Below are 23,784 nucleotides of genomic sequence, written 5' to 3'. Positions count from 1 at the left end.
TAAAGATCGAGAAAAGCGATGGAATTCAAGGCATCATTGGGCCGGTTAAAAGAGTACAGATGGCTGCTTGGCAAAGGGGTCGGTACCCCGCTGCTGGTACTGGCGTCCATGGGAATGGTGGTTCTGCCCATTCCGCCTCTGATGCTGGATATCCTCTTCTCCTTCAACATCGCGCTCTCCATCGTGGTACTGCTGGTTGCCGTCTACACCCGCCGCCCTCTGGAATTTGCCGCTTTTCCTACCGTACTGCTTATCGCGACTCTGCTTCGTCTGGCGCTTAACGTTGCTTCTACCCGAGTTGTTTTGCTGGAAGGCCACAACGGCAGTGCTGCTGCGGGGCATGTAATTGAGGCCTTCGGTAACGTAGTGATCGGCGGTAACTACGCGGTTGGCATCATCGTCTTCATGATCCTGATGATCATCAACTTTGTGGTGGTCACCAAGGGTGCGGGGCGCATCTCCGAGGTGAGCGCCCGCTTCACTCTGGATGCGATGCCTGGCAAGCAGATGGCCATTGATGCCGATTTGAACGCCGGCCTTATCAATCAGGAAGAGGCCAAAAAGCGTCGCCAGGATGTGACTCAGGAGGCCGATTTCTACGGTTCCATGGACGGTGCGTCCAAATTTGTTAAAGGGGATGCGATTGCGGGCATCATGATCCTCTTTATCAACATACTGGGGGGCTTCATTATCGGCATGGCCCAACACCAGCTCACCTTCAGCGAATCGGCCCAGATCTACACCTTGCTGGCTATCGGTGATGGCTTGGTTGCCCAGATCCCTTCTCTGCTGCTCTCTATCGCAGCTGCCATCATAGTCACCCGGCAAAATACCGATCAGGATATGGGGACTGCGGTATTGGGACAGCTGTTCGATAATCCCAAGGCGCTAGTCATTTCTGCTGGTATCTTGCTGATGATGGGCAGTGTGCCCGGTATGCCACATGTGGCATTTCTGAGTCTGGGTGGCGTAGCTGCGGTCGGAGCCTGGTGGCTGCTGCGCCGCGAGAAACTGCTTGCAGCCAAGGCTGCCAAAGGGGAGTTGATGCCGGCAAGTGCCGACCAACCTGCTCGCGAGCAGAAAGAGCTGAGCTGGGACGACGTGATGCCAGTCGATATCATCGGTCTGGAAGTGGGCTATCAGCTCATTCCGCTGGTGGATCGCAGTCAGGGAGGCGAGTTGCTCAACCGGATTAAAGGGGTACGCAAGAAACTGTCCCAAGAGCTGGGTTTTCTTATCCCTGCCGTGCACATTCGTGACAACCTGGAGCTGGCTCCCAACCAATATCGCATCACCTTGATGGGGGTCAGTACCGGCGAGGCTAATGTTTACCATGATAAGGAGATGGCTATTAACCCGGGTCAGGTCTTTGGTCAGGTGCAAGGCATTGCCGCGCGGGACCCAGCCTTTGGGCTGGAAGCCGTCTGGGTTGCCAAGGAGCAGGTTTCTCATGCTCAAACACTGGGCTATACGGTGGTTGACACTGCTACTGTGGTTGCCACCCATCTTAGCCAGATCCTAACCAACCATGCCTCATTGCTGCTCGGTCACGATGAAGTGCAACAGCTGCTCGATATGATCGGCAAGCACCAGAGCAAATTGGTTGAAGGGCTGGTGCCTGAAGTCATCAGCATGGGTAACCTTGTGAAGGTATTGCAGAATTTGCTCAATGAAGGCGTGCCAATTCGCGATATGCGCACTATTCTGCAGACCTTGGTCGAGTACGCACCACGTAGCCCGGATCCGGAAGTGCTGACAGCCGCCTGCCGGATTGCCCTGCGCCGTCTGATCGTGCAGGAGATTGCCGGCCCGGATCCCGAGCTACCGGTGATTACCTTGGCACCAGAACTGGAACGTATATTGCATCAATCCTTGCAGGCGGGTGGCGGTGATGGTGCCGGTATTGAGCCGGGTTTGGCGGAGCGGATGCAGCGCTCACTGGTAGAAGCCACACAGCGGCAAGAGTTGGAAGGTCAACCTGCCGTGCTGCTGACATCAGGGATCTTGCGCAATACCCTGGCCAAATTTGTGAAGAATGCCATTCCAGGATTGCGCGTTCTGTCGTATCAGGAAGTGCCTGATGACAAGCAGATTCGTATCGTCAGTGCAGTCGGACAGAACTAGTTAGCGGAGATGACGGGTGAAGATTAAGCGGTTTTTTGCCAAGGACATGCGAACGGCTCTGGCCGAGGTCAAGGAGACTCTCGGGCCGGATGCCGTCATCATGTCCAACAAGAAGGTGACCGGAGGGGTCGAGATAGTCGCCGCTGTTGACTATCAATCCCAGGTTCCGGGGCCGAGAGATACGCCGGTTCGCCGTCAGCTGAACGATGAGAGCGTCAATATTTCGTCTGCTGCGCGGCAGATGGGGCGCCCTGAGCCAGCACCCAACCAGAACGAACACTATGCCGATACGCTGGCAGCCTTGCTTGCTCGCCAGCAAAAACTCCAACCGGGCAATGGCGCCGGGACGGGGGGGGCTCAGCCAGCAGCAATAGCTGCCACGACTTCTGCGCCGAAAACCCTTGCCGAACAGGGGCAGTGGGGGGCCGCGCCCGAACCTGCCAAACCTCGAGCTCGTGCCGCATCAACTTCTCCTCGCGCCCCTCAATCCAATCAACGGGATCAGGAGATGGAGGGGATGCGCAAGGAGATGGCCAGCATCCGCAAGCTGCTGGAGCACCAGATCTCCGGTCTGATGTGGCAGGAGGTGGAGCGCCGGGAGCCGATGCGAGCGCTGCTCATCAAGGAACTCAAGAAGATGGGGTTTGACGATGCTTTTGCCGATCAGCTGGCAGGCATGATCCCGGAAGATATGTCGATCCATCAGGGAATGGCTCAACTGGCTGAAGTGCTTACAGCTCAACTCAAGATCAGCGAAGACGAAATTTTGCGGCAGGGCGGGGCTGTTGCCCTGCTCGGTCCGACTGGGGTTGGCAAGACCACCACCATTGCCAAACTGGCAGCACGCTTTGCCATGAAATATGGCGCCGAGCAGGTAGCTCTCATTACTACGGATAACTATCGGATCGGTGCGCATGAGCAGTTGCAGACCTATGGTCGCATTATGGGGTGTCCAGTTCGTCAGGTGCGCGATGCCGAGGAACTGGCCAGTGCACTTTATCAGTTCCGCCATCGCAGGTTGGTATTGATCGATACGGCAGGGGTCGGTCAACGGGATATTCGCTTGACCGAGCAGCTCGATACCTTGGTCAAGAATGCCAAGGTGCGGATCCGCAGTTATCTGGTGATGTCCGCAACCTCCCAACGTCGGGTGATGCAGGAGGCGGTCGACCATTTCCGGCGTATTCCGCTTAGCGGCTGCATACTTACCAAATTGGATGAAAGTCTGAATCTGGGCGAAGTGATTAACGTGTGTATCCAGAATTCATTGCCCATCAGCTATATCACTGACGGACAAAGGGTTCCGGAAGATATTCAGGTTGCCAATGCGGCGCAGCTCGTTGGAGCCGCCATGGGGTCGCTGGAGCGAGAAACAGAAGAGCCCTATTTCTGGGGTGCAGGCTTTGGCGAGGCCGAAGATTCGGAGTTTTATGAGTAACATGTATATGGATCAGGCGAGTGGTCTGCGCAAAATGCGTCAAAACAATCGAGTTAAAGTAATCGCCGTTTCCGGAGGCAAGGGGGGCGTCGGCAAGACCAACGTCACTCTGAACGTGGCAGGTGCCATGGCTGCGCAGGGCAAACGGGTGATGGTACTGGATGCTGACCTCGGTCTGGCAAACGTGGATGTCATGCTGGGGCTGCGGGTACATCGCAACCTATCCCACGTACTGGCCGGTGAATGCACGATCGACGACATCATTGTCGAGGGGCCGTACGGCATGATGATTGTGCCGGCTACCTCCGGTACCCAATCAATGGTCGAGCTCTCGCCCGTACAGCATGCCGAGCTTATCCGCGCTTTTAGCGAAATGAAGACTCAGGTCGATATTTTGCTGGTCGATACCGCAGCCGGTATCTCCGACATGGTGCTGAGCTTTACCCGCGCAGCGCAAGATATCATGGTTGTGGTGTGCGATGAGCCGACTTCCATTACCGATGCTTACGCTCTCATCAAGATCCTCTCCAAGGAGCACGGCGTGTTCCGCTTCAAGGTAGTGGCCAATATGGTACGCAGCCTGCGTGAGGGCCAGGAGCTCTTTGCCAAGCTGACTCGGGTAACGGATCGTTTCCTGGATACTTCTCTTGAGCTGGTAGCCTGCGTGCCTTACGACACCAATTTGCGGGCATCAGTGCGCAAACAGAAGCTGATTGTCGAAGCATTCCCCAAATCTCCTGCTGCGCTGGCGTTCCGTGCGCTGGCCAACAAGGCGGCAAGCTGGCCAGTACCCAATCAGCCGGGTGGTCATCTGGAGTTTTTCCTGGAGAATTTGCTGCAAAAGCCGGCCACAACACAGGAAGGTTCCCGTGAATAAAGCCCAAGCGTACTTGCGTCATCAGGATTCCTATGTGCTGGTGGAGCGACATGCTCCGCTGGTCAAGCGAATAGCCCAGCATCTGCTGGCTCGTCTGCCCAGCAGTGTCTTGCTGGATGACCTGATCCAGGCAGGTATGATTGGGCTGCTGGAGGCCTCTCGCAACTTTGACGGCAGCAAGGGGGCCAGTTTCGAGACTTACGCAGGGATCCGCATTCGTGGTGCCATGCTCGATGAGATTAGGCGTGGTGACTGGGTGCCTCGTTCCGTGCATCGCAACAGCCGTGCAATATCTGAAGCCATCGAAAATGTTGAACAAGCCAATGGTCGAGATGCGCGTGATACGGAAGTCGCGGCTCAGATGGGGGTCTCGATTGCTGACTATCATGTCATGCTGCAGGATGTTTCCTGCGGAAAAATTATCGGGATTGAGGATCTCGGGGTCAGTGAGGATGTGATTGGTCATCCTGATGACGCACCCTCCGGGTCAGGTTTCGATGATTTGGCAGCAGAACGATTTCAGATTGCATTAGCCGAGCAAATTGGTCGCTTACCAGAGAGGGAAGCCCTGGTTCTCTCTCTTTACTACGATGAAGAGCTGAATTTGCGCGAAATCGGCGAGGTTTTGAATGTCAGTGAGTCACGGGTGAGTCAGATTCACAGTCAGGCAATGCACAGATTACGTGCTCGTTTGCGAGATTGGCATCTATAAGTGTTTGTACTGGCTACACTGAGACTAAACTCTAAGGCATAATCCGCACGACACAACCCGTTTTTAGCATCATGTAAGTGAGCCGCCGAGGCGGCTATTTAGGAGGGAATTTTGGACAAGAACATGAAAATCCTCATTGTTGATGACTTTTCAACGATGCGCCGGATTATCAAGAACTTGCTGCGCGACTTGGGATTCAACAACACCCACGAGGCGGATGATGGCAATACAGCATTGCCGATGCTGAAAAATGGTGATTTCCAGTTTGTAGTAACTGACTGGAACATGCCCGGCATGCAAGGTATTGACCTGCTCAAGGCCATTCGGGTTGATGACAAACTCAAACATCTTCCGGTTTTGATGGTTACAGCTGAAGCCAAACGCGAACAGATCATTGAGGCCGCACAGGCTGGCGTTAATGGCTACATCGTCAAGCCTTTCACTGCAGCGACGCTCAAAGAAAAACTGGACAAGATTTTTGAACGAATCGGCTAAGGAGCTGCAGGGATGATGGCCAAAACGAGAGCAATGATTTCGCTCGACCAGGCAAGGATGCTTGTTGCTCATCTTGAGCAAGGTGAATTTGAGCTGGCCGATGATCTGCTTGCCGAAGTGTGTGCCCCCAATGCCTCCGATCTGTTTGACAAGGTCGGTCAGCTGACAAGACAACTGCATAATTCACTACAAGAGTTTCGCCTTGATCCGCGGATTCCCGATCTGGCTACTCATGATATCCCCGATGCTCGGGAACGTCTTAGCTACGTTATCGATATGACTGACAAGGCAGCGAACCGCACCATGGATGCGGTAGAAGCCAGCCTGCCGATTGCAGATCGTCTTAATGACAATATCCAGCTGGTTATGCCGAACTGGAATGCCTTGATGTCCCGCGACATGAATGTTGGGCAATTCAAATCGCTCTGTCACCAACTCGATGATTTTATTAAGGCTTCAGAGTCTGATGCCGATAAATTACGGCAACTGCTGACAGAGATCCTGATGGCGCAAGATTTTCAGGATCTGACCGGGCAGATGATCCGCAAGGTCATCAAACTTGTGCAGGAAGTAGAAACAAAATTAATAGAAATGCTGACTATGTTTGGTGAGGCTTCTGCAGAGCATTCAACTCGCAGCCTTCCTGTCAACGGGATTGAAGCTGAAGGCCCCATCATGAACCCCGAGGCCCGTGCCGATGTGGTCAATGGTCAGGATGATGTGGACGATCTGCTGTCTAGCTTGGGATTCTAATGGAGTGACGCATGGCCTTCGAAGTTGATGAAGACATACTGCAAGACTTTCTGGTCGAAGCATCCGAAATATTGGAACAGTTGTCTGAACAACTGGTCGACTTGGAAAAGCGGCCCGATGACAAGAACTTGCTGAACGCGATTTTTCGCGGCTTTCACACCGTGAAAGGCGGGGCTGGGTTCTTGTCGCTGGGTGAACTGGTTGACGTATGCCACGGTGCCGAGAACGTGTTTGATATATTGCGCAACGGCAAGCGTACAGTGACTGCAGAATTGATGGATGTAATCTTGCAGGCTCTGGACGCCATCAACGTCATGTTTGCCCAAGTGCAAAATCGTGAAGCGCCAAGTCCTGCGTCAGAAGATCTTCTGCATGACCTTCATGAGCTGTGCAAGCCTGAAGGTGAAGAGCAACTGAGGACTGCAACCAGCAGTGCTGCCTCTGATGTTGTTGCCGATCCCGAACCAGTTGCCCCTCAAGTAGACGTTTTCGTTGCTGAGCCTGAAGTTCCAGAAGCTGTTGTTTCAGCAGAGAGCGTTGAGCCAGCAGCTGTTAATGGCGGTGGTTCTATTGACGAGATCTCTGCTGACGAGTTCGAACGTTTACTGGATGAGCTGCATGGTGTTGGCGGAGCCCCAACCAAAGCGGCTTCAACATCTGTGACCACAGATTCCGGTGACATTACGGATGATGAGTTCGAAGCCTTGTTGGATCAGCTGCATGGCCAGGGACAACATATAGGTGCACCAGAAGTTAATCCCCTTAAGTCGGTGCAGAAGGAAGTAGATGAGCTGATCGATGATGATGAGTTCGAACGCTTGCTTGACGAACTCCATGGGCGTGGGCAAGGGCCGCAGAGTACAATGGCACCTGCCGCACCTGCCGCACCTGCCGCACCTGCTGCGGTGCCAGCTCAGTCCAAACCTGCTGTGCCTACTCCCGCAGCCAAGCCCGTGACCAGTGCCTCAGCAAAACCTGCAGAGTCGCCATCCAAGCCCGCAGCGCCAGCATCAGCTAAGTCTCCAGCTCCAGCTCCGGCTGAAAACAGTGCCGTACAAAGTGATACTACTGTTCGGGTGGATACCAAGACGCTCGATGTCATCATGAATATGGTGGGGGAGTTGGTATTGGTGCGTAACCGCTTGGTTAGTCTTGGTATTGCCAGCAACGATGAAGAGATGTCAAAGGCTGTTGCCAACCTGGATGTTGTGACTGCGGATCTGCAAGGGGCGGTCATGAAGACCCGGATGCAGCCGATCAAGAAGGTCTTTGGTCGATTCCCGCGCGTTGTTCGTGATTTGGCTCGTACTCTCAAAAAAGAAATCGAATTGGTCATGGTCGGTGAAGAGACCGATCTTGATAAAAACTTGGTTGAAGCATTGGCTGACCCCCTTGTTCACTTGGTTCGTAACTCCTGTGATCATGGGGTTGAGTTGCCCGAGATCCGTGAAAAAGCGGGTAAACCACGTCAGGGAACAATCACCCTGAGTGCTTCTCAGCAAGGTGATCATATCCTGCTCTGTATCGAAGATGATGGTGCAGGGATGGATCCAGAAAAACTCAAGTCTATAGCAATCAGCCGTGGTGTACTGGATGCAGATACTGCTGCTCGCATGAGTGACAATGATGCCTACAACCTGATTTTTGCTCCGGGTTTCTCTACCAAGTCAGAGATTTCGGATATATCTGGCCGTGGTGTCGGTATGGATGTGGTGAAAACCAGTATTGTCGGTCTCAATGGCTCAGTACATATTGATTCGACATGGGGTAAGGGGACACGTCTTGAAATCAAGGTTCCTTTAACGCTGGCGATTTTGCCGACCCTGATGGTTGAGGTCGGAGAACAAACCTTTGCTCTGCCGCTTGGCTGTGTGAACGAAATTTTCCACTTGGATCTGAAAAAGGCCAATATGGTGGATGGTCAGCTCACCATCATTGTTCGTGAGAAGGCAATTCCGCTCTTTTATCTGCATAAATGGCTGGTGCGTGGTCCCAACAAGCGCTCCCGTCAAGATACAGGTCATGTGGTTATTGTGCAGATAGGGACACAGCAAATTGGCTTTGTTGTTGATAGCCTGATTGGCCAGGAAGAGGTGGTTATCAAGCCACTTGATAGCTTGCTGCAAGGAACGCCAGGTATGGCAGGGGCCACAATTACCAGTGATGGTGGAATAGCCCTGATTTTGGATGTGCCGAGTCTGCTCAAAGCATATGCGCGTAGACATTAATAGCTCAGGCCCAAGGAGTTAGAAAAATAACAATGGCAGTCAAGGTATTAGTTGTCGACGATTCGAGTTTCTTCCGCCGTCGGGTAAGTGAAATCATTAGTCAGGATCCCATGCTGACAGTGATTGATACCGCTCAAAACGGACGTGAGGCCGTGGATAAGGCGATGTCGTTGCGCCCTGATGTAATCACCATGGACATCGAAATGCCCGTGCTCGACGGCATCAGCGCTGTGCGCGAGATTATGGCCAAATGTCCGACGCCAATTTTAATGTTCTCCTCTCTGACCCATGAAGGAGCAAAGGCGACTCTGGATGCACTAGATGCCGGGGCCCTAGATTTCTTACCTAAAAAGTTTGAAGACATCGCCAGAGACAAAGATGAAGCAGTCAGATTGCTGCAGCAGCGGGTGAAGGAGATTTCCCGCAAGCGCTTTTTGATGAGCTCTGCTCGCCCTAAAGCTCCTGAGCCGATGGCCAGATCGCCACTGAGTGCTTCAGCTGCATCGCGAACTGCTGAGCGTGTGCCAGAAACACCGCGCATAACACCTGCTCCGGCATTCAAGCGTAGTGGTAAAACTTATCAATTGGTTGCTATTGGTACCTCCACTGGGGGACCGGTTGCATTGCAAAATGTGTTGACCAAGCTGCCAGGTGATTTCCCTCACCCGATTTTGCTGATCCAGCATATGCCGGCAACCTTTACTGCGGCATTTGCGGCTCGTCTCAATGGCTTGTGCCAGATCGGTGTCAAGGAAGCTGAGGATGGTGACGTGCTCAAACCTGGCCATGCCTATCTGGCACCGGGTGGCAAACAGATGTTGCTTGAAGGGCGTGGCGTTGGTGCTCGTATCCGGATAATCGATGGCAATGACAAAGTTAACTATAAGCCTTGTGTTGACATTACCTTTGCTTCTGCAGCTAAAACCTATGCTGATAAGGTGCTTGCGATAGTTTTGACCGGCATGGGGGCTGATGGCCGAGATGGAGCCAAGTTGCTGAAAGAGCAAGGTTCTACTATCTGGGCTCAGGATGAAGCATCTTGTGTGGTATATGGGATGCCTCAAGCGGTTGCCAAGGCCGGTATTGCCAGTGAATCACTTCCTTTGGACAAAGTGGCACAGCGTATCCTGGTTGAGTTGGGGCGCTGATCATGGGCTTGTTTGGCCTGCTCCTGGCTTTGGGGGCCATTGCAATTGCCCAATTGTGGCATGGTGGTTCCCTTCTCACTCTGGTTGATGGCCCTGCTTTTCTGATCGTATTGGGCGGCACCTTTGGTGCCGTTACTCTGCAAACTCCCGTCAGATATATCTTGCTTGCGCTCAGGCAAGCACTCTGGATTTTTGTTCCCCCACGTCAGGAGCTGATGCTTCAGGCTGAGCGTTTACAATCCTGGGCTGTGTTTGCCCGGCAGCAAGGGCTGCTGGCTTTGGAAGATCAGGCGGAGCAAGAGGAAGATGAATTTACCCGCCAAGGGTTGAACATGATTGTTGATGGTGTGTCGACAGAAGATATCCGCATGTTGCTGGAGGCCGACATCGACATCGAGCAAGAGCGTAATGAGCATGCGGCCAGGGTATTTGAATCCATGGGGGGTTATAGTCCCACCATCGGGATCATTGGCGCCGTGATGGGGCTTATCCAGGCGATGTTCCATCTCGAAGACCCTGCAGCACTGGGCGCGGGAATTGCGGTAGCCTTTGTTGCAACCATTTATGGAGTTGGGTTTGCCAACCTGATTTATCTGCCTGTTGCCAATAGATTAAGGGCTTTCCATTACCATTCTGCGCTTTTCCAGGAGATGACGCTGGAGGGGCTCATTGCGATTGCCCATGGTGAAAATGGTTTGCAGGTAGAACGGCGGCTCAAGGCATATCTGAAGGGAGAGTAGCCATGCGTAAGCGTTATCGGTTGCACTTGCAAGGGCGTGAGCATCTGGATCGCTGGCTGGTCTCCTACGCCGATTACATGACTCTCATCTTTGCCCTGTTTGTGGTGCTCTATTCCGTAGCCTTGGTTAACAAAGACAAGTATCGTGCAGTCATTGACGGTATGAGTCAGGCTTTCAGTGTTATTCAGCCGCACAGAGACGGTTTGCTGGATGGTCAAGGTAATTCGCTATTGGAAAATTCGGCCTCTTCCGCACCTTCAATACTTGATGGAACAAGCGGGCCGGCTCCCTCTCTTGCACCTATTTCCGGTGTCCCTATTTTGCAAAATGGCACAACACTTGCGACGCTTGGTACGCAGCTGCAGGCAAGCATGGGATCATTGGTTGAGTCTGGGATAGTCAAACTGACCCAAGATGAGAACTGGCTGACTATCGAGTTGAGTTCAGGGCTGTTATTTGGCAGTGGAAGTGCATTTATGGGGCCCAATGCAGCACCGGTTATCAATACTCTTTCAAGTATTCTCAAACCGGTCGATAACTATGTAAGGGTCAGGGGTTATACCGATAACCAACAGATTAATAATGAAATTTATCGCTCAAACTGGGCTCTGTCTGCGGCTCGGGCTGAAGCAGTGCTAAACGGTTTGATTGCCAATGGTATTGCACCTCAGCGCTTGGCATTCGAGGCATATGGTGAGTTTTCTCCTTTTGCAGACAATGGTAGCGAAGAGGGGCGGCTACAGAACCGTAAAGTGGTGGTCGCTATCTCCAAGTTTGCTTGGGTACCTGCAAGACCTGTAGTCAAAACTCCGCCAGCCACAGAGGCTGTGCCGGAAGTGCAAAAAGCGGCGGATGCTGGTGAGGTCAAGGTGATCTCACTACCCGGTGGTGGCATGCGTATAACAACAAGGCAGGATTGATACAGTGATTGTTTGGACGGTTGCCAACCAGAAAGGCGGTGTCGGGAAAACCACCACAGTGGTCTCTCTCGCCGGGATCTTGGCTCAGCGTGGCCAACGAGTGCTGCTGATTGATACGGATCCGCATGCCTCGTTGACCGCTTATCTCGATTACGATTCGGATCGTCTTGATGGCACGCTCTATGAGCTTTTTCAAGCAGTCAAGCCGACCACCGAGCTTGTCAATAAACTGACGCTCAAAACCAAGTTCGACAATATCAATCTGCTGCCTGCATCTATCACGCTGGCTACGCTCGATCGGGTCATGGGGAACCGGGAAGGGATGGGGCTGGTACTTAAACGCGCGTTGCTGCGTATTCAGGATCAGTACGACTACGTGCTCATTGACTGTCCACCAGTATTGGGAGTGATGATGGTCAATGCGCTTGCTGCATGTGACCGCATTCTGGTGCCTGTTCAGACCGAATTTCTGGCGCTGAAAGGGTTGGAGCGGATGATGAAGACGTTTGAAATCATGCAGCGCTCAAAACGGGATAAATTTCGTTTTACCGTTATTCCAACCATGTTTGACAAGCGTACCCGAGCATCGTTGATGACGTTGAAATCAATCAAGGAACAGTACGGTGATGCGGTATGGAACGCGGTGATCCCTATCGATACCAAATTCCGAGATGCCAGTTTGCTGCATATTCCCCCCTCTATTTATTCACCCGGAAGTCGTGGAACCTATGCCTACGAAACTCTGCTCAAATATCTTGACGCGCTTGAGCGGCAGCGGACTCATGAGGTGACGGCATGAGAGATACTATTCAAGTTCGGGCAATGGATGATTACTTCCATTCGTTGCTCCTTGATGACCCGTCAGGGCTTGATGAAATCGAAGAAGCTCCTGCTGCGCCAGTAGTGCAGTTGCAGCGACAGTCTCAAAGTGTGCCGGAGGTAGTTGCTCCTCCCTATATGGAGAGTGACCCGCGTCTTACCCAACTGAGTGAATTACTGGCTCAAGTGGGGCAGGTGCAATTTGAGAATGACGCGTTTACCAATGAGCTAACAGTGTCAGAGCCACTGCAGATTGTGGCTGAAGAGTCTCTGTCGCCAGTAGAGCCTGAGTGGCATGCTGAGGTATTGAGCCCTGAGATTGCAGAACCGATTACGACGGTCGTAACCGAGACGGCGGTAGACGTTGCATCGGATGTGGCAGAGTCTCCCGTCAGTTGGGAAAATATCGAGACGGGCAAGGAGTTCCAGGCTCTCTTCTTTGAAGTGTCTGGCGTGACGTTTGCGGTGCCCTTGACCGATCTTGGCGGGATTCATCAGCTGGGAGAGGTGGCCTCTCTTTTTGGTCAGCCAGGCTGGTATAAGGGGATCATGACCTCTCGCGAGCAAAAGATGAATGTAGTGGATACAGCCCAGTGGGTGATGCCTGGGCAGCATTTGGAGATGGATCCTTACAAATATCTGATTATGCTTGGAGAGTCACCTTGGGGGCTGGCGTGTCATCACCTCAAAGGAACGGAATTGTTGCACCGCGATCAGGTCAAGTGGCGCCATCAAGAGGGCAAGCGCCCCTGGCTCGCTGGCATGGTTAAAGAAAAAATGTGTGCTCTGTTGCATGTTCGGGAATTGCTCCTTTTATTGGAGCGTGGGGTCAACATAGAAGGTCGCTGATAACTTCTGCAATCGAGCTGTTTTATTGCTAGTTTTAGCAGTAGACGTTTTCATAAAAGGAATAAAAACATGACAGAAAAGCGCAATATTGCACAGAATCTGGCTGAAGATGAAGTGCTGCAATGGGTAACCTTCCAACTGGAAAATGAGACCTATGGCATCAACGTGATGCAGGTGCAGGAGGTATTGCGCTACACCGAAATCGCGCCTGTGCCGGGTGCTCCCGAATATGTACTCGGGATCATCAACTTGCGTGGTAATGTGGTGACTGTCATCGATACCCGTTCCCGTTTTGGTCTGCCTTCCGGCGATGTGAGTGAAAACTCCCGCATCGTCATCATCGAAGCCGAGAAGCAAGTGATTGGCATCATGGTTGATAGCGTTGCCGAGGTTGTTTATCTGCGTTCCTCCGAGATTGATGCCGCTCCCGCAGTAGGTACCGAAGAGAGCGCCAAGTTCATCCAGGGTGTTAGCAACCGCGATGGTCAATTGTTGATCCTGGTTGATCTGAACAAGTTGCTCTCTGATGAAGAGTGGGACGAAATTGGTTCTCTCTAACAATAAGGTGATGTTTTGATCATTGAGATAGTTGTCTTGGTGGTGTCCCTGATTGCACTGGCGTTTGCTTTTTATGTCTGGTCAAGAAGCAAGCGCAGCAAGCAGGAGTCCGAGGCAAGCGTAGCTACCTTGCAGGGGCAACTTGAAAGCTTGCGCAAACAGATGATGGAGCTGCATACCGGTGCCATTGGCATGGGGCAACGCCTGCAAGCTGTGGAAGGCGCGATGCAACAGATCAACGATCGCCAGCAAGAGTTGACCATGCAGGATCCAGAGCGCAGGCTCTACAGCCGTGCTGCCAAGATGGTTGAATTGGGTGCGGATCTGGATGAAGTCATGAGCGAGTGCGAGTTGCCAAAGGCAGAAGCCGAGCTCTTGATATCCTTGCGAAAAGGTCGTTCTTGATAGTGAAGGAAGGCTCATGCCTTCCTTTATTTTATATGTAGTGACGGGAACAGATCAGAGCCATATTGACATCCCCTTTACCTCTTTTCGCGATCACCATCGCGACTTGCGCCAATTGTTGCATCTATGAAACGACGTATCCCAATACTGTGTTAAGATGCAGGCCGCTTAATTCTATTTGATAACATCCTCATGCTGCTTCAAGTCAACAATCTGAGCTGCGTGCGTGAAGATCGCACTCTGTTTGAACATCTCTCCTTTACGGTTTCACCCGGCGATCTGGTGCAAATAGAAGGCCCCAACGGGGTTGGCAAAACCAGTCTGTTGCGTTTGCTGACTGGCCTCTCACAACCCTTTTCTGGTGAAGTGCTCTGGAATGGGGAGAGTATTCGCGCTTGCCGCGACGAGTATCACGCCAGTTTGCTCTATCTGGGTCATCAACCTGGGGTAAAGGCAGCCCTGACACCCTTCGAAAATCTGACTTTTTATCAGCAACTTCATCATTCAGCGCAGGCTGAGAGCGACTTGTGGCAGATTTTGGCTCGAGTTGGTCTGGCCGGTTTTGAGGATAACCCCACCGGTCAGCTCTCCGCAGGTCAGCAGCGACGCGTAGCACTCGCCCGCTTGTGGCTCTGCAACCAGCCTTCGCTCTGGATCCTGGATGAGCCCTTCACCGCTATCGATAAACAGGGGGTCAAGGTGCTGGAGCAACTCTTTCTGGCCCATGCCGATCGGGGTGGCATGGTGATCCTCACAACTCATCAGGATCTTACCCTGATGCAGGGGCGCCTCAAGACCCTGTCACTGACCCCCATGATGCAGGAGTGACACCATGCTGCGCGCCGTCCTTCATCTCATTCGACGTGAACTGCTGATCGCGCTGCGCCAGCGTTCCGATATTCTCAACCCGCTCTGGTTTTTCCTGATCGTCATCACGCTCTTCCCGCTGGGTATTGGCCCTGAGCCGAAACTGCTGGCTCGTATCGCTCCCGGTATCATCTGGGTTGCCGCTTTGCTGGCGGCCATGTTGTCGCTGGAACGGCTGTTTCGCGATGACTTCAGCGATGGCTCGCTGGAGCAGATGATGTTGATGCCTCACCCTCTGGGCCTGCTGGCGCTGGCGAAAGTGGTCGCTCACTGGCTGCTGACCGGTTTGCCGCTGTTGCTCATCTCGCCGCTTATCGCAATTCTGCTCTCCCTCGATATGCAGAGTTATCTGGCGGTGGTGGCGACACTGGCGCTGGGGACACCGGTATTGAGCCTGCTCGGTGCCATCGGCGTGGCCCTGACAGTTGGCCTGCGTAAAGGGGGGGTATTGCTCAGTCTGTTGATCCTGCCGCTTTATATCCCGGTGCTGATTTTTGCGACCTCGGCAATCGATGCGGCCGGGATGGGGCTGCCTTACGGGGGTCAGCTTGCCATTCTGGCAGCCATGCTGGTGGGGGCATTGACGTTGACCCCGCTGGCGGTGTCAGCCGCTTTGCGAGTCAGCCTCAACTGATTATGTTGGTGCAAGAATAACAAGCCTCGTATGGGGCAATGTTGGAAAAATTAAGTTGCGATGGATCAAGGAGAGTGCCGCTTATTGCTTTCGGGGTATTTGATGCAGCCCTGCGGTCGGTATGGTAGGCCTCGCCAAATGATTAATAACAAAAAGGTTTTGTGAGCTATGTGGAAATGGTTGCACCCTTATGCCAAACCGGAGCGGGCTTATCAGTTGGCTGGTACCCTGCTGCCCTGGTTTGCGGTGATTAGTCTGCTTTCGTTCATCATAGGTTCTGTCTGGGGGCTGGCCTTTGCCCCTGCAGATTATCAGCAGGGTGACTCCTTCCGGATCATCTATATCCATGTCCCTGCAGCAATCCTCTCCATGGGCGCTTACTCCACCATGGCGATTGCTGCGTTTATCGGGCTGGTATGGCAGCTGCGGATGGCGGACATGACCGTAGCAGCGATTGCTCCTGTCGGTGCCATCTTTACCTTTATCGCTCTCTTTACCGGTGCGGCCTGGGGCAAACCCATGTGGGGAACCTGGTGGGTCTGGGATGCCCGTCTCACCTCCGAGCTGATTTTGCTGTTCCTCTACCTCGGCGTCATTGCCCTCTATAACGCCTTTAGCGACAAGGTGCTGGCTGGTCGTGCGGCCGGCATTCTGGCGCTGGTCGGGGTGATCAACCTGCCCATCATTCACTACTCGGTGGAGTGGTGGAACACCCTGCATCAGGGGGCCACCATTACCAAGTTTGCCAAGCCTTCCATCTCTTCCGACATGTTGTGGCCGCTGCTCGTCATGATCCTGGCGTTTGCCACTTTCCTCGGTGCGTTGACCTTGATGCGCTTTAGAAACGAGCTCTTGATGCGGGAGTGGCACCGCCCCTGGGTCAAAGAGATAGCCGAGCAGGAGAAGTAAGCATGCACTTTGCCTCTTTCAGTGACTTCCTGGCGATGGGCGGATACGCCTTCTATGTCTGGCTCTCCTTTGGCCTGACGCTGGTTTGCCTCATCGGTATCGTCATTTCCACCCGTATGAAAACCCGCAGCCTGCTGGGCGAATTGCGCAGCAAGCAGGCTCGCGAGGCTCGTCGCAAGGCAGCCCAGCAGATGGAGAACACCCTATGAATCCGAGACGTAAAAAACGCCTCACCATTATCCTGGCCATCACGCTGGGGCTCGCGACCGTCTGCGGACTGGTGCTCTATGCCCTGAGTCAGAATATCGATCTCTTCTACACGCCGAGTGAGTTGGTGGAAGGCAAAGGGCCAGACAAAATAAAGCCGGAAGAGGGGCAGCGTCTGCGCATCGGTGGGCTGGTTGTGCCCGGCTCGGTTCAACGGGATCCACAAAGCCTCAAGGTAGCCTTCAAGCTGGTGGATAACGGCGGTCATCTGGTGACGGTGGAGTATGACGGCATCCTGCCGGATCTGTTCCGCGAAGGGCAGGGCATCGTGGCACAAGGCACCCTGAAGGATGCCACTACAGTCGACGCCTTCGAGGTGCTGGCCAAGCACGATGAGAAATACATGCCGCCTGAAGTAGCCGATGCCACCAACGGCATGCACTTCAAGCCGCAATATACCGAGGCGCAGTTGAAGGGGAGCAAGCAATGATCCCGGAATTAGGACAGTTCGCACTGATCCTGGCCTTTGCCACCGCCATATTGTTGGGCAGTTACCCGCTGCTTGGCGCCAGCTGGGGGCGCCTTGGCATGATGTCGGCGGCCCGTCCGCTTGCTTATGCCCAGTTCCTGCTGTTGTTGCTGTCGTTCCTCTGCCTGACCTGGGCATTTATCGACAACGACTTCACCGTGCAGTATGTGGCCACCAACTCCAACAGCCTGCTACCGCTCGCTTATCGTATCTCTGCCGTATGGGGGGCCCATGAGGGCTCTCTGCTGCTGTGGGTGCTGACGCTGGGGGGCTGGACTGCGGCCGTTGCCATGTTCAGCCGCCGTCTGCCGCTCGACGCAGTAGCGCGGGTACTCGGCGTACTGGGCCTTATCTCGGTCGGTTTTACCGCCTTCGTGCTGTTTACTTCCGACCCCTTCATTCGCACCTTGCCTTACTTCCCGGTGGATGGCCGCGACCTCAACCCGTTGTTGCAGGATCCGGGTCTCATCTTCCACCCGCCGATGCTCTACATGGGGTATGTGGGCTTCTCGGTTGCCTTTGCTTTTGCCATCGCGTCCCTGATGACTGGCCGCCTCGATGCGACCTGGGCGCGCTGGTCCCGTCCATGGACTATGGCCGCCTGGGTATTCCTGACGCTGGGGATCGTGCTGGGCTCCTGGTGGGCCTATTACGAGCTCGGCTGGGGTGGCTGGTGGTTCTGGGATCCGGTAGAAAACGCCTCCTTCATGCCATGGCTGGCGGGTACCGCCCTACTGCACTCGCTGGCGGTGAGTGAAAAGCGCGCCACCTTCAAGGCTTGGACCGTGCTGCTGGCGCTCTCCGCTTTCTCCCTGAGCCTGCTCGGCACCTTCCTGGTGCGCTCAGGCGTACTGGTCTCGGTGCATGCGTTTGCCTCCGACCCGACCCGCGGTTTGTTCATTCTGGGCTTCCTGCTGGCGGTAATCGGCTCATCCTTGCTGCTGTTTGCCTTCAAGGGCTCGCAGGTGAAGAGCCATGGCAAGCATGAGCTGTGGAGCCGCGAGACCCTGCTGCTGTGCAACAACATCATGCTGGTAGCGGGTTTGTTGACCGTGCTGCTTGGCACCCTGCTGCCGTTGGTTCACAAGGAGCTGGGACTGGGCAGCATCTCCATCGGTACTCCCTTCTTCAACCACATCTACAGCTGGCTGATCATTCCGTTCGCCCTGCTGCTGGGGATTGGCCCGCTGTTTCGCTGGCGCCGCCAGGAGCTGGGCGAGCTCAAGAGCAAGGTCGTGATTGCGCTGCTCCTGAGTCTGGCTGCGGCTTCCCTGCTGCCGCTGACCTTTGCCGAGACATTCAAGCCGTGGGCGGCATTGGGCATCGGTCTTGGCGCCTGGATCATCGTCACCAGTGCGCAGGAGACCTGGGCGCGCGCTACCCACAAGCACAGCTTTGCCATCGGGATTCGCAAGCTGGGCAACAGCCACTGGGCCATGATCCTGGGACACGTCGGACTTGCAGTCAGCATCATCGGCATCGCCTGTACCCAGAACTACAGCATCGAGAAAGATTTGCGGATGCAGGCAGGGGATCGAATCCATTTTGCCGATTACGAGTTTGTCTTCACCGGCATCAAGGAGAAGAACGGCCCCAACTACGATGGTTTCAAGGGCGTGCTGGAAGTGCACAAGGATGGCAAGCAGGTGGCCCTGCTCAAGCCGGAGAAGCGGATGTACAAGGTGACCCGGATGCCGATGACCGAGGCGGCCATTGATGCCGGCATTACCCGTGACCTTTACGCCGCCCTTGGCGAACAGCTCGACAACGGTGCCTGGGCGGTGCGGATTTACTACAAGCCTTTCGTGCGCTGGATCTGGTTTGGCGGCGTGTTCATGGCTATCGGCGGCGTGCTGGCGATGCTGGACAAGCGCTACCGTTTTGGTCGTCGTGAGGAGGAGAGCAAGGCATGAATCGCAAGACCTGGCTGTTTTTAATTCCCTTTATCGTCTTTCTGCTGGGCGCCGTCTTTTTGTTCAAGGGACTTTACTCTGACCCCACCAAACTCGAATCCGTGATGGTGGGGAAAGAGGTGCCTGTCTTCACCCTGCAGGACATTTACGATCTGGGCAAACAGCACGATCGCAGCATCCTGACCGGTCGTCCCATGCTGCTCAACGTCTGGGCTACCTGGTGCCCGACCTGCTATGGCGAGCACACCTATCTCAAGGAGCTGGCGGGGCAGGGGATCTACATCGTTGGCATGAACTACAAGGATGAGCGAAACAAGGCGATCAAGTGGCTGGCGGAGCTGGGCAATCCCTACCAGATCAATCTCTATGATCCGGACGGCATGCTGGGGCTGGATCTGGGGGTATACGGCGCGCCGGAGACCTTCTTCATCGACAGCAAGGGGATCATCCGTTATCGCCACGTCGGTGATATCAACCCCGAAAACTGGGCATCGACCCTCAAACCCATCTTTGATGCCATGAAGTGAGGGGCGTGCTAATGAGAGTGTTAATTGCTTCCCTGCTGCTGTTGCTGGGATGGGTGGTGCAAGCGCCGGCCATGGCCGCCATCGATGTCTATACCTTCGACAATGACAATCAGGAGCAGGTCTTTCGGGAGCTGACCAAGGAGCTGCGTTGCCCCAAGTGTCAGAACCAGGATATCGCCGACTCCAATGCGGGGCTGGCCAAGGATCTGCGCGACAAGACCTACCAGATGGTGCGTCAGGGCAAGGACAAGGATGAAATAGTGGATTACATGGTGGCCCGCTACGGCAACTTTATCCTCTATAACCCGCCGTTGATGGCATCCACCCTGATTCTCTGGCTTGGCCCGCTGCTGGTCATCGTCATCGGCCTGGGGGTGGTGGTGATGCGCAGCCGGCGACCTGTGGCTGTAGCCCGGCCCGTGGATAGTGCCCTGAGCGAAGAGGAGCAGCGCCGGCTCGCCGAGCTGCTCAAAGAGGAAGAGAAACAATGACCGCTTTTTGGATTGTGATTGCGGCCCTGCTGGTATGGGTGAGTCTGGCGCTGGTCGTACCGTTGTGGCGTGGTGAAGGCAAGCAGAGCATCAGCCGTTCGGCCCTCAACAAGCAGCTCTATCGCCAGCGTCTGCTGGAGATCGGCGAGGAGCGGGAACAGGGTGTGCTTGCCGAGGAGCCCGATTCGCTCATCGAGTTGCAGCGCAGCCTGCTTGATGACATTCCCGATGTGGAGCAGACCGCCCGCAGCGGCAAGAGTCTGATCTGGATCCCGGGTGTGGTGGTGCTGGTGGTGGTGAGTCTGGGCCTCTACTTCAAGCTGGGAAGCTGGCAAGAGGTGAGCCGCTGGCAGGATGCCAACAGCCGTCTTGGCGAGCTGAGCAACCGTATCCTGGTGGAGCGCGATGCCAAGGTGACCGAACAGGATCTGCTCGACTTTACATTGGGGCTGCGCACCCGTCTCAAGGATGAACCGAACGACTACCGTGGCTGGCTGCTGCTGGGGCGCTTGGCGCTGGATGGCAACGATCCCGAGATGGCCAGCGATGCGCTGGAGCGAGCTTACAAGCTGGCCCCGCAAAAATCGCTGGTGGCAGTTCCCTATGCCCAAGCGCTGATGATGACGGGGGATGAGGCACAAGCCGATGCCTTGTTGCAGGCTGCCATCGCTCAGGAGCCGGGCAACATCGAGGCGCGCTCTGTCTACGCGTTCATGGCGCTGCAAAAAGAGGACTTCCAGACCGCCCTTGATCGCTGGCAGGCGATGCTGCCGCTGATGGAGAAGGGCTCTCCCCGCTATGTGATGGTTGAGCGCTCCATGGATTATGCCAGGGCGCAGCTCAAGCAACGTGGTATGGCGGTGACGCCTTCTGGCGCAGTGGATGTTCGGGATAACCAGCAAACTCAGCTTGAGGTGAAGCAGGGCGAGTTCCCGATCCATATCTCGCTGGCGGCCGGCATTCAGATGCCGGAAGATGCCTATCTCTTCGTGTTTGCCGTGGTGCCCAACGGGCCGCCCATGCCGATTGCCGTCAAGCGTATTGCAGGGCCCACCCTGCCCGTGACGCTCTCGCTGGGTGATGGCGATGCCATGATGGAGGGGAGCAAGCTGGCGTCCTATCCCGAGCTGCAATTCAAGGCTCGGCTCTCCCATGGCGGCAACGTCATGAACAAGGAGGGGGCCTTTGAAGGGGTATCTGCACCGATCAAGAGTGCAGATATTCCAAGCGCTCCGATTGACATCCGTATCGATCACGCCCTCTAATATGTCCTTTGATAACCCGGCCACCGGAGGGCGGCCGGGTTATCTATACTTCTGATAAATCAAAATAAAACGTCGGGACTTCCATATGTATCTTCGTGCAGGGGCCTTGCTGTCAGCCCTGTTGCTGGCTGGCTGCGCTGGTGGCCCACCCAAACCGGGGCCAGAGAGCCTTGATCTTAATCCTGGAATGAATCATCCGGGAGCTACCAGTACGGCAGCAGATCCTCGTGACCCCTTCCAGGGGCCAAACCGGGCCATGTGGGCAGTTAACTACGATGTGCTGGAGCCCTATGTCGCCCGGCCCGTGGTACACGGCTATGCCCGTTACGTACCGCAGGGGATGAAGGATGGCATCGAAAATCTGGTGGAGAACTTCAACGAACCGAGCAGCATGGTCAACCACCTTATCACCGGTGATTTGAAGGGGGCAGGGGTCAACCTGGGTCGTTTTACCCTCAACACCACGGTCGGCCTGCTGGGTATTTTCGACGTGGCCAAACATGCCGGTCTTGAGCGCGACAAGCTGGAGATGGATACCGTACTGGGCAAGGCGGATATTGGCGAAGGTGCCTACCTGATGGTGCCGGTCTATGGCCCGACCACGACCCGCAAGCTGGTAGGTGATACGGTCGATACCATCTACTTCCCCTATGCCTTGTTGACCTTGCCACTGCGAGTGGTGCACTGGGCGCTCGATGGCCTGGGCTCCCGCTCCAAGCTGATCGATCAGGAACGGATCATCGACAACTCGCTCGATCCTTATGCATTGACCAAAGATTTCTACCTGCAGTACAACCAGAGCAAGGTGACGGGCAAGAAAGCCGAGCTCAAGGAGACGAAGCAGGAGCAGTCTGATGATGCCAATCTCGACCAGTATATGGACGAGATAGATGACCAGTAGATTGGTTGTCTGATGACCTGAAAAAGGCGCCTTATGGCGCCTTTTCCACCTCTGTTGTGCTGCCACACAGATATAAAAAACGCCTCGCAGGTGCGAGGCGTTTTGGCAAGAAGAGGAGCCGTTATCAGGCAGCCAGGTTCTTGGCCACGAATTCCCAGTTAACCAGAGCCCAGAAGGTTTCCATGTACTTCGGACGCAGGTTGCGGAAGTCGATGTAGTAGGCGTGCTCCCACAGGTCAACAGTCAGCAGCGGGGTGGTACCGGCTTCAGTCAGCGGGCAGCCAGCATTGGAAGTGTTGACGATGGCCAGAGAGCCGTCAGCCTTCTTCACCAGCCAGGTCCAGCTTGAACCGAAGTTGCCGATGGCAGACTTGGTGAAGGCATCCTTGAACTCCGCGAAGGAGCCGAATGCTTTGTTGATGGCATCAGCCAGTGCACCAGTCGGCTCGCCACCGCCGTTCGGGGAGAGGCAGTGCCAGTAGAAAGTGTGGTTCCAGATCTGGGCTGCGTTGTTGAAGATGCCACCAGTGGAGGTCTTGATGATCTCTTCCAGAGACTTGCCTTCAAACTCGGTACCCGGCACCAGATTGTTCAGATTGACCACGTAGGTGTTGTGGTGCTTGCCGTGATGGTATTCCAGGGTCTCCTGGGAGATGTGCGGTTCCAGAGCATTGATTGCATAGGGCAGAGCGGGAAGTTCGAATGCCATTTTCTACTCTCCATTGGCTGGACCGTGCGAGCGCGACGGTTGCAAGACATTGCGTACTCTTTTCCAATGTGAAAAGAGTTGTTTTTAAAATGGTGGGACAGGAAAGTCCAAAGCCAAGGGATTGTAGCAGTATCAAAGATGGGCTAACAACCCTTGATTGGCGCCATGATCAGGATCAATCATCTGTCTATTCTGGCAGCGATTCGTGCCGTTCTTGCCCTTTGTCCGGTTGTGATCGGGCCAGATTGCAGTAGAATGGCCGCCATCATTGCTCTAGTGAGGCATCTATGGAAACTATCGAAAAGATCAAGCAGCAGCTGGCTGACAACCCCATCATCATCTACATGAAGGGCTCTCCCAAGCTACCCAGCTGTGGCTTCTCTGCCCAGGCCTCCCAGGCGCTGATGTCCTGCGGTGAGCCGTTTGCATATGTTGATATCCTGCAAAACCCGGATATCCGCGCTGAATTGCCGAAATTTGCCAACTGGCCGACCTTCCCGCAGCTGTGGGTTGAGGGCGAGCTGATTGGTGGCTGCGACATCATGATCGAGATGTTCCAGGCTGGCGAGCTGCAGGCTCTGATCAAAGAGACTGCTGCCAAGTACAAGAAAGATGATGCTGCAGCCGAGTAATCGGTCCGGTGTTGTCGAGAGGGAGCCACACAGGCTCCCTTTTTTATTGTCCCGGTTCTGGCAGGCAAGCAACTGATTGCCGGTTGCAAAAAGCAACGCAATTGCCCTGAAAAATCTAATCTTTGCGGCTTTGT

26 protein-coding genes are annotated in these 23,784 nt (G+C 54.6%); 25 read left to right on the top strand and 1 reads right to left on the bottom strand.

Annotation, left to right across the window (positions count from 1 at the left end; all coding sequences use genetic code 11):
* Window positions 1–18 precede the first annotated feature (18 nt).
* The 24 genes from flhA to AAHA41_RS04660 all read left to right on the top strand — a co-directional run bounded on the left by flhA (window position 19) and on the right by AAHA41_RS04660 (window position 22,309).
* Window positions 19–2,124, top strand: coding sequence for a flagellar biosynthesis protein FlhA (gene flhA, locus AAHA41_RS04775; protein ID WP_323070055.1), 2,106 nt, complete (start codon window positions 19–21; stop codon window positions 2,122–2,124).
* Between the two features lie 16 nt (window positions 2,125–2,140).
* Window positions 2,141–3,562, top strand: coding sequence for a flagellar biosynthesis protein FlhF (gene flhF, locus AAHA41_RS04770; RefSeq protein WP_323070053.1), 1,422 nt, complete (start codon window positions 2,141–2,143; stop codon window positions 3,560–3,562).
* 1 nt (window position 3,563) lies between these two features.
* A complete protein-coding gene (locus AAHA41_RS04765; protein WP_033114450.1) occupies window positions 3,564–4,439 on the top strand; it encodes a MinD/ParA family protein in 876 nt (291 codons plus the stop codon).
* Window positions 4,432–5,151, top strand: a complete 720-nt coding sequence (locus AAHA41_RS04760) for an RNA polymerase sigma factor FliA (protein WP_041208910.1) — start codon at window positions 4,432–4,434, stop codon at window positions 5,149–5,151. The genes AAHA41_RS04765 and AAHA41_RS04760 overlap by 8 nt, the downstream gene beginning before the upstream one ends.
* Window positions 5,152–5,262: 111 nt before the next feature.
* Entirely contained in the window at window positions 5,263–5,646 is a 384-nt protein-coding gene (cheY, locus tag AAHA41_RS04755) for a chemotaxis response regulator CheY (RefSeq protein ID WP_010634617.1), read from the top strand.
* Between the two features lie 12 nt (window positions 5,647–5,658).
* Entirely contained in the window at window positions 5,659–6,399 is a 741-nt protein-coding gene (locus tag AAHA41_RS04750) for a protein phosphatase CheZ (RefSeq protein WP_033114448.1), read from the top strand.
* 11 nt (window positions 6,400–6,410) lie between these two features.
* A complete protein-coding gene (locus AAHA41_RS04745) occupies window positions 6,411–8,627 on the top strand; it encodes a chemotaxis protein CheA (RefSeq protein WP_323070052.1) in 2,217 nt (738 codons plus the stop codon).
* Window positions 8,628–8,659: 32 nt separating this feature from the next.
* On the top strand, window positions 8,660–9,775 hold the full coding sequence (locus AAHA41_RS04740; RefSeq protein WP_236764314.1) for a chemotaxis response regulator protein-glutamate methylesterase: 1,116 nt from the start codon (window positions 8,660–8,662) through the stop codon (window positions 9,773–9,775).
* Between the two features lie 2 nt (window positions 9,776–9,777).
* Window positions 9,778–10,515 carry a flagellar motor protein gene (locus AAHA41_RS04735; protein WP_041208907.1) on the top strand — a complete coding sequence of 246 codons (738 nt, stop codon included), beginning with the start codon at window positions 9,778–9,780 and terminating at the stop codon, window positions 10,513–10,515.
* Window positions 10,516–10,517: 2 nt separating this feature from the next.
* Window positions 10,518–11,435, top strand: a complete 918-nt coding sequence (locus AAHA41_RS04730; protein ID WP_323070050.1) for a flagellar motor protein MotB — start codon at window positions 10,518–10,520, stop codon at window positions 11,433–11,435.
* Between the two features lie 4 nt (window positions 11,436–11,439).
* Window positions 11,440–12,234 (top strand): ParA family protein, encoded by a 795-nt coding sequence (locus AAHA41_RS04725; protein ID WP_033114443.1) that lies wholly within the window; start codon window positions 11,440–11,442, stop codon window positions 12,232–12,234.
* Window positions 12,231–13,103: a chemotaxis protein CheW gene (locus AAHA41_RS04720; RefSeq protein ID WP_323070048.1), complete on the top strand. Its 873-nt coding sequence runs from the start codon at window positions 12,231–12,233 to the stop codon at window positions 13,101–13,103. The genes AAHA41_RS04725 and AAHA41_RS04720 overlap by 4 nt, the downstream gene beginning before the upstream one ends.
* A gap of 69 nt (window positions 13,104–13,172) precedes the next feature.
* Window positions 13,173–13,661, top strand: coding sequence for a chemotaxis protein CheW (locus AAHA41_RS04715; protein ID WP_033114441.1), 489 nt, complete (start codon window positions 13,173–13,175; stop codon window positions 13,659–13,661).
* Window positions 13,662–13,679: 18 nt separating this feature from the next.
* Complete coding sequence (locus AAHA41_RS04710; protein ID WP_323070079.1) at window positions 13,680–14,066, top strand: DUF2802 domain-containing protein; 387 nt, start codon at window positions 13,680–13,682, stop codon at window positions 14,064–14,066.
* Between the two features lie 192 nt (window positions 14,067–14,258).
* Complete coding sequence (gene ccmA / locus AAHA41_RS04705; protein ID WP_323070046.1) at window positions 14,259–14,894, top strand: cytochrome c biogenesis heme-transporting ATPase CcmA; 636 nt, start codon at window positions 14,259–14,261, stop codon at window positions 14,892–14,894.
* A 4-nt stretch (window positions 14,895–14,898) separates the two neighbouring features.
* The gene (ccmB, locus tag AAHA41_RS04700; protein ID WP_042031553.1) at window positions 14,899–15,567 is read left to right on the top strand and encodes a heme exporter protein CcmB; all 669 of its coding nucleotides are present in this window, start codon (window positions 14,899–14,901) and stop codon (window positions 15,565–15,567) included.
* Window positions 15,568–15,735: 168 nt separating this feature from the next.
* Window positions 15,736–16,476, top strand: a complete 741-nt coding sequence (locus tag AAHA41_RS04695) for a heme ABC transporter permease (RefSeq protein WP_041208901.1) — start codon at window positions 15,736–15,738, stop codon at window positions 16,474–16,476.
* A gap of 2 nt (window positions 16,477–16,478) precedes the next feature.
* Window positions 16,479–16,685, top strand: a complete 207-nt coding sequence (gene ccmD / locus AAHA41_RS04690; RefSeq protein ID WP_033114436.1) for a heme exporter protein CcmD — start codon at window positions 16,479–16,481, stop codon at window positions 16,683–16,685.
* Window positions 16,682–17,173: a cytochrome c maturation protein CcmE gene (gene ccmE, locus AAHA41_RS04685; RefSeq protein WP_215805289.1), complete on the top strand. Its 492-nt coding sequence runs from the start codon at window positions 16,682–16,684 to the stop codon at window positions 17,171–17,173. The genes ccmD and ccmE overlap by 4 nt, the downstream gene beginning before the upstream one ends.
* Window positions 17,170–19,125: a heme lyase CcmF/NrfE family subunit gene (locus tag AAHA41_RS04680; RefSeq protein ID WP_323070044.1), complete on the top strand. Its 1,956-nt coding sequence runs from the start codon at window positions 17,170–17,172 to the stop codon at window positions 19,123–19,125. The genes ccmE and AAHA41_RS04680 overlap by 4 nt, the downstream gene beginning before the upstream one ends.
* Window positions 19,122–19,652 carry a DsbE family thiol:disulfide interchange protein gene (locus tag AAHA41_RS04675; protein ID WP_043850368.1) on the top strand — a complete coding sequence of 177 codons (531 nt, stop codon included), beginning with the start codon at window positions 19,122–19,124 and terminating at the stop codon, window positions 19,650–19,652. Before AAHA41_RS04680 ends, AAHA41_RS04675 begins: the two co-directional genes overlap by 4 nt.
* A gap of 11 nt (window positions 19,653–19,663) precedes the next feature.
* Window positions 19,664–20,143, top strand: a complete 480-nt coding sequence (locus AAHA41_RS04670) for a cytochrome c-type biogenesis protein (RefSeq protein WP_323070043.1) — start codon at window positions 19,664–19,666, stop codon at window positions 20,141–20,143.
* A complete protein-coding gene (gene ccmI, locus AAHA41_RS04665) occupies window positions 20,140–21,408 on the top strand; it encodes a c-type cytochrome biogenesis protein CcmI (RefSeq protein ID WP_323070041.1) in 1,269 nt (422 codons plus the stop codon). The genes AAHA41_RS04670 and ccmI overlap by 4 nt, the downstream gene beginning before the upstream one ends.
* Window positions 21,409–21,493: 85 nt before the next feature.
* On the top strand, window positions 21,494–22,309 hold the full coding sequence (locus tag AAHA41_RS04660) for a VacJ family lipoprotein (RefSeq protein WP_041208896.1): 816 nt from the start codon (window positions 21,494–21,496) through the stop codon (window positions 22,307–22,309).
* 124 nt (window positions 22,310–22,433) lie between these two features.
* Here the strand turns inward: AAHA41_RS04660 and sodB are convergent, their stop codons facing one another.
* The gene (sodB, locus tag AAHA41_RS04655) at window positions 22,434–23,018 is read right to left on the bottom strand and encodes a superoxide dismutase [Fe] (RefSeq protein ID WP_025326275.1); all 585 of its coding nucleotides are present in this window, start codon (window positions 23,016–23,018) and stop codon (window positions 22,434–22,436) included.
* Between the two features lie 287 nt (window positions 23,019–23,305).
* Here sodB and AAHA41_RS04650 point away from each other — a divergent pair, with 287 nt between their 5' ends.
* Complete coding sequence (locus AAHA41_RS04650) at window positions 23,306–23,650, top strand: Grx4 family monothiol glutaredoxin (protein ID WP_005353650.1); 345 nt, start codon at window positions 23,306–23,308, stop codon at window positions 23,648–23,650.
* Window positions 23,651–23,784: the final 134 nt, after the last annotated feature.

Origin of the sequence: Aeromonas sp. SER (assembly GCF_038739615.1) — a bacterium.
Classification (GTDB): Bacteria; Pseudomonadota; Gammaproteobacteria; order Enterobacterales; family Aeromonadaceae; genus Aeromonas; species Aeromonas jandaei.
This window is presented reverse-complemented; position numbering and strand designations above follow the sequence as displayed.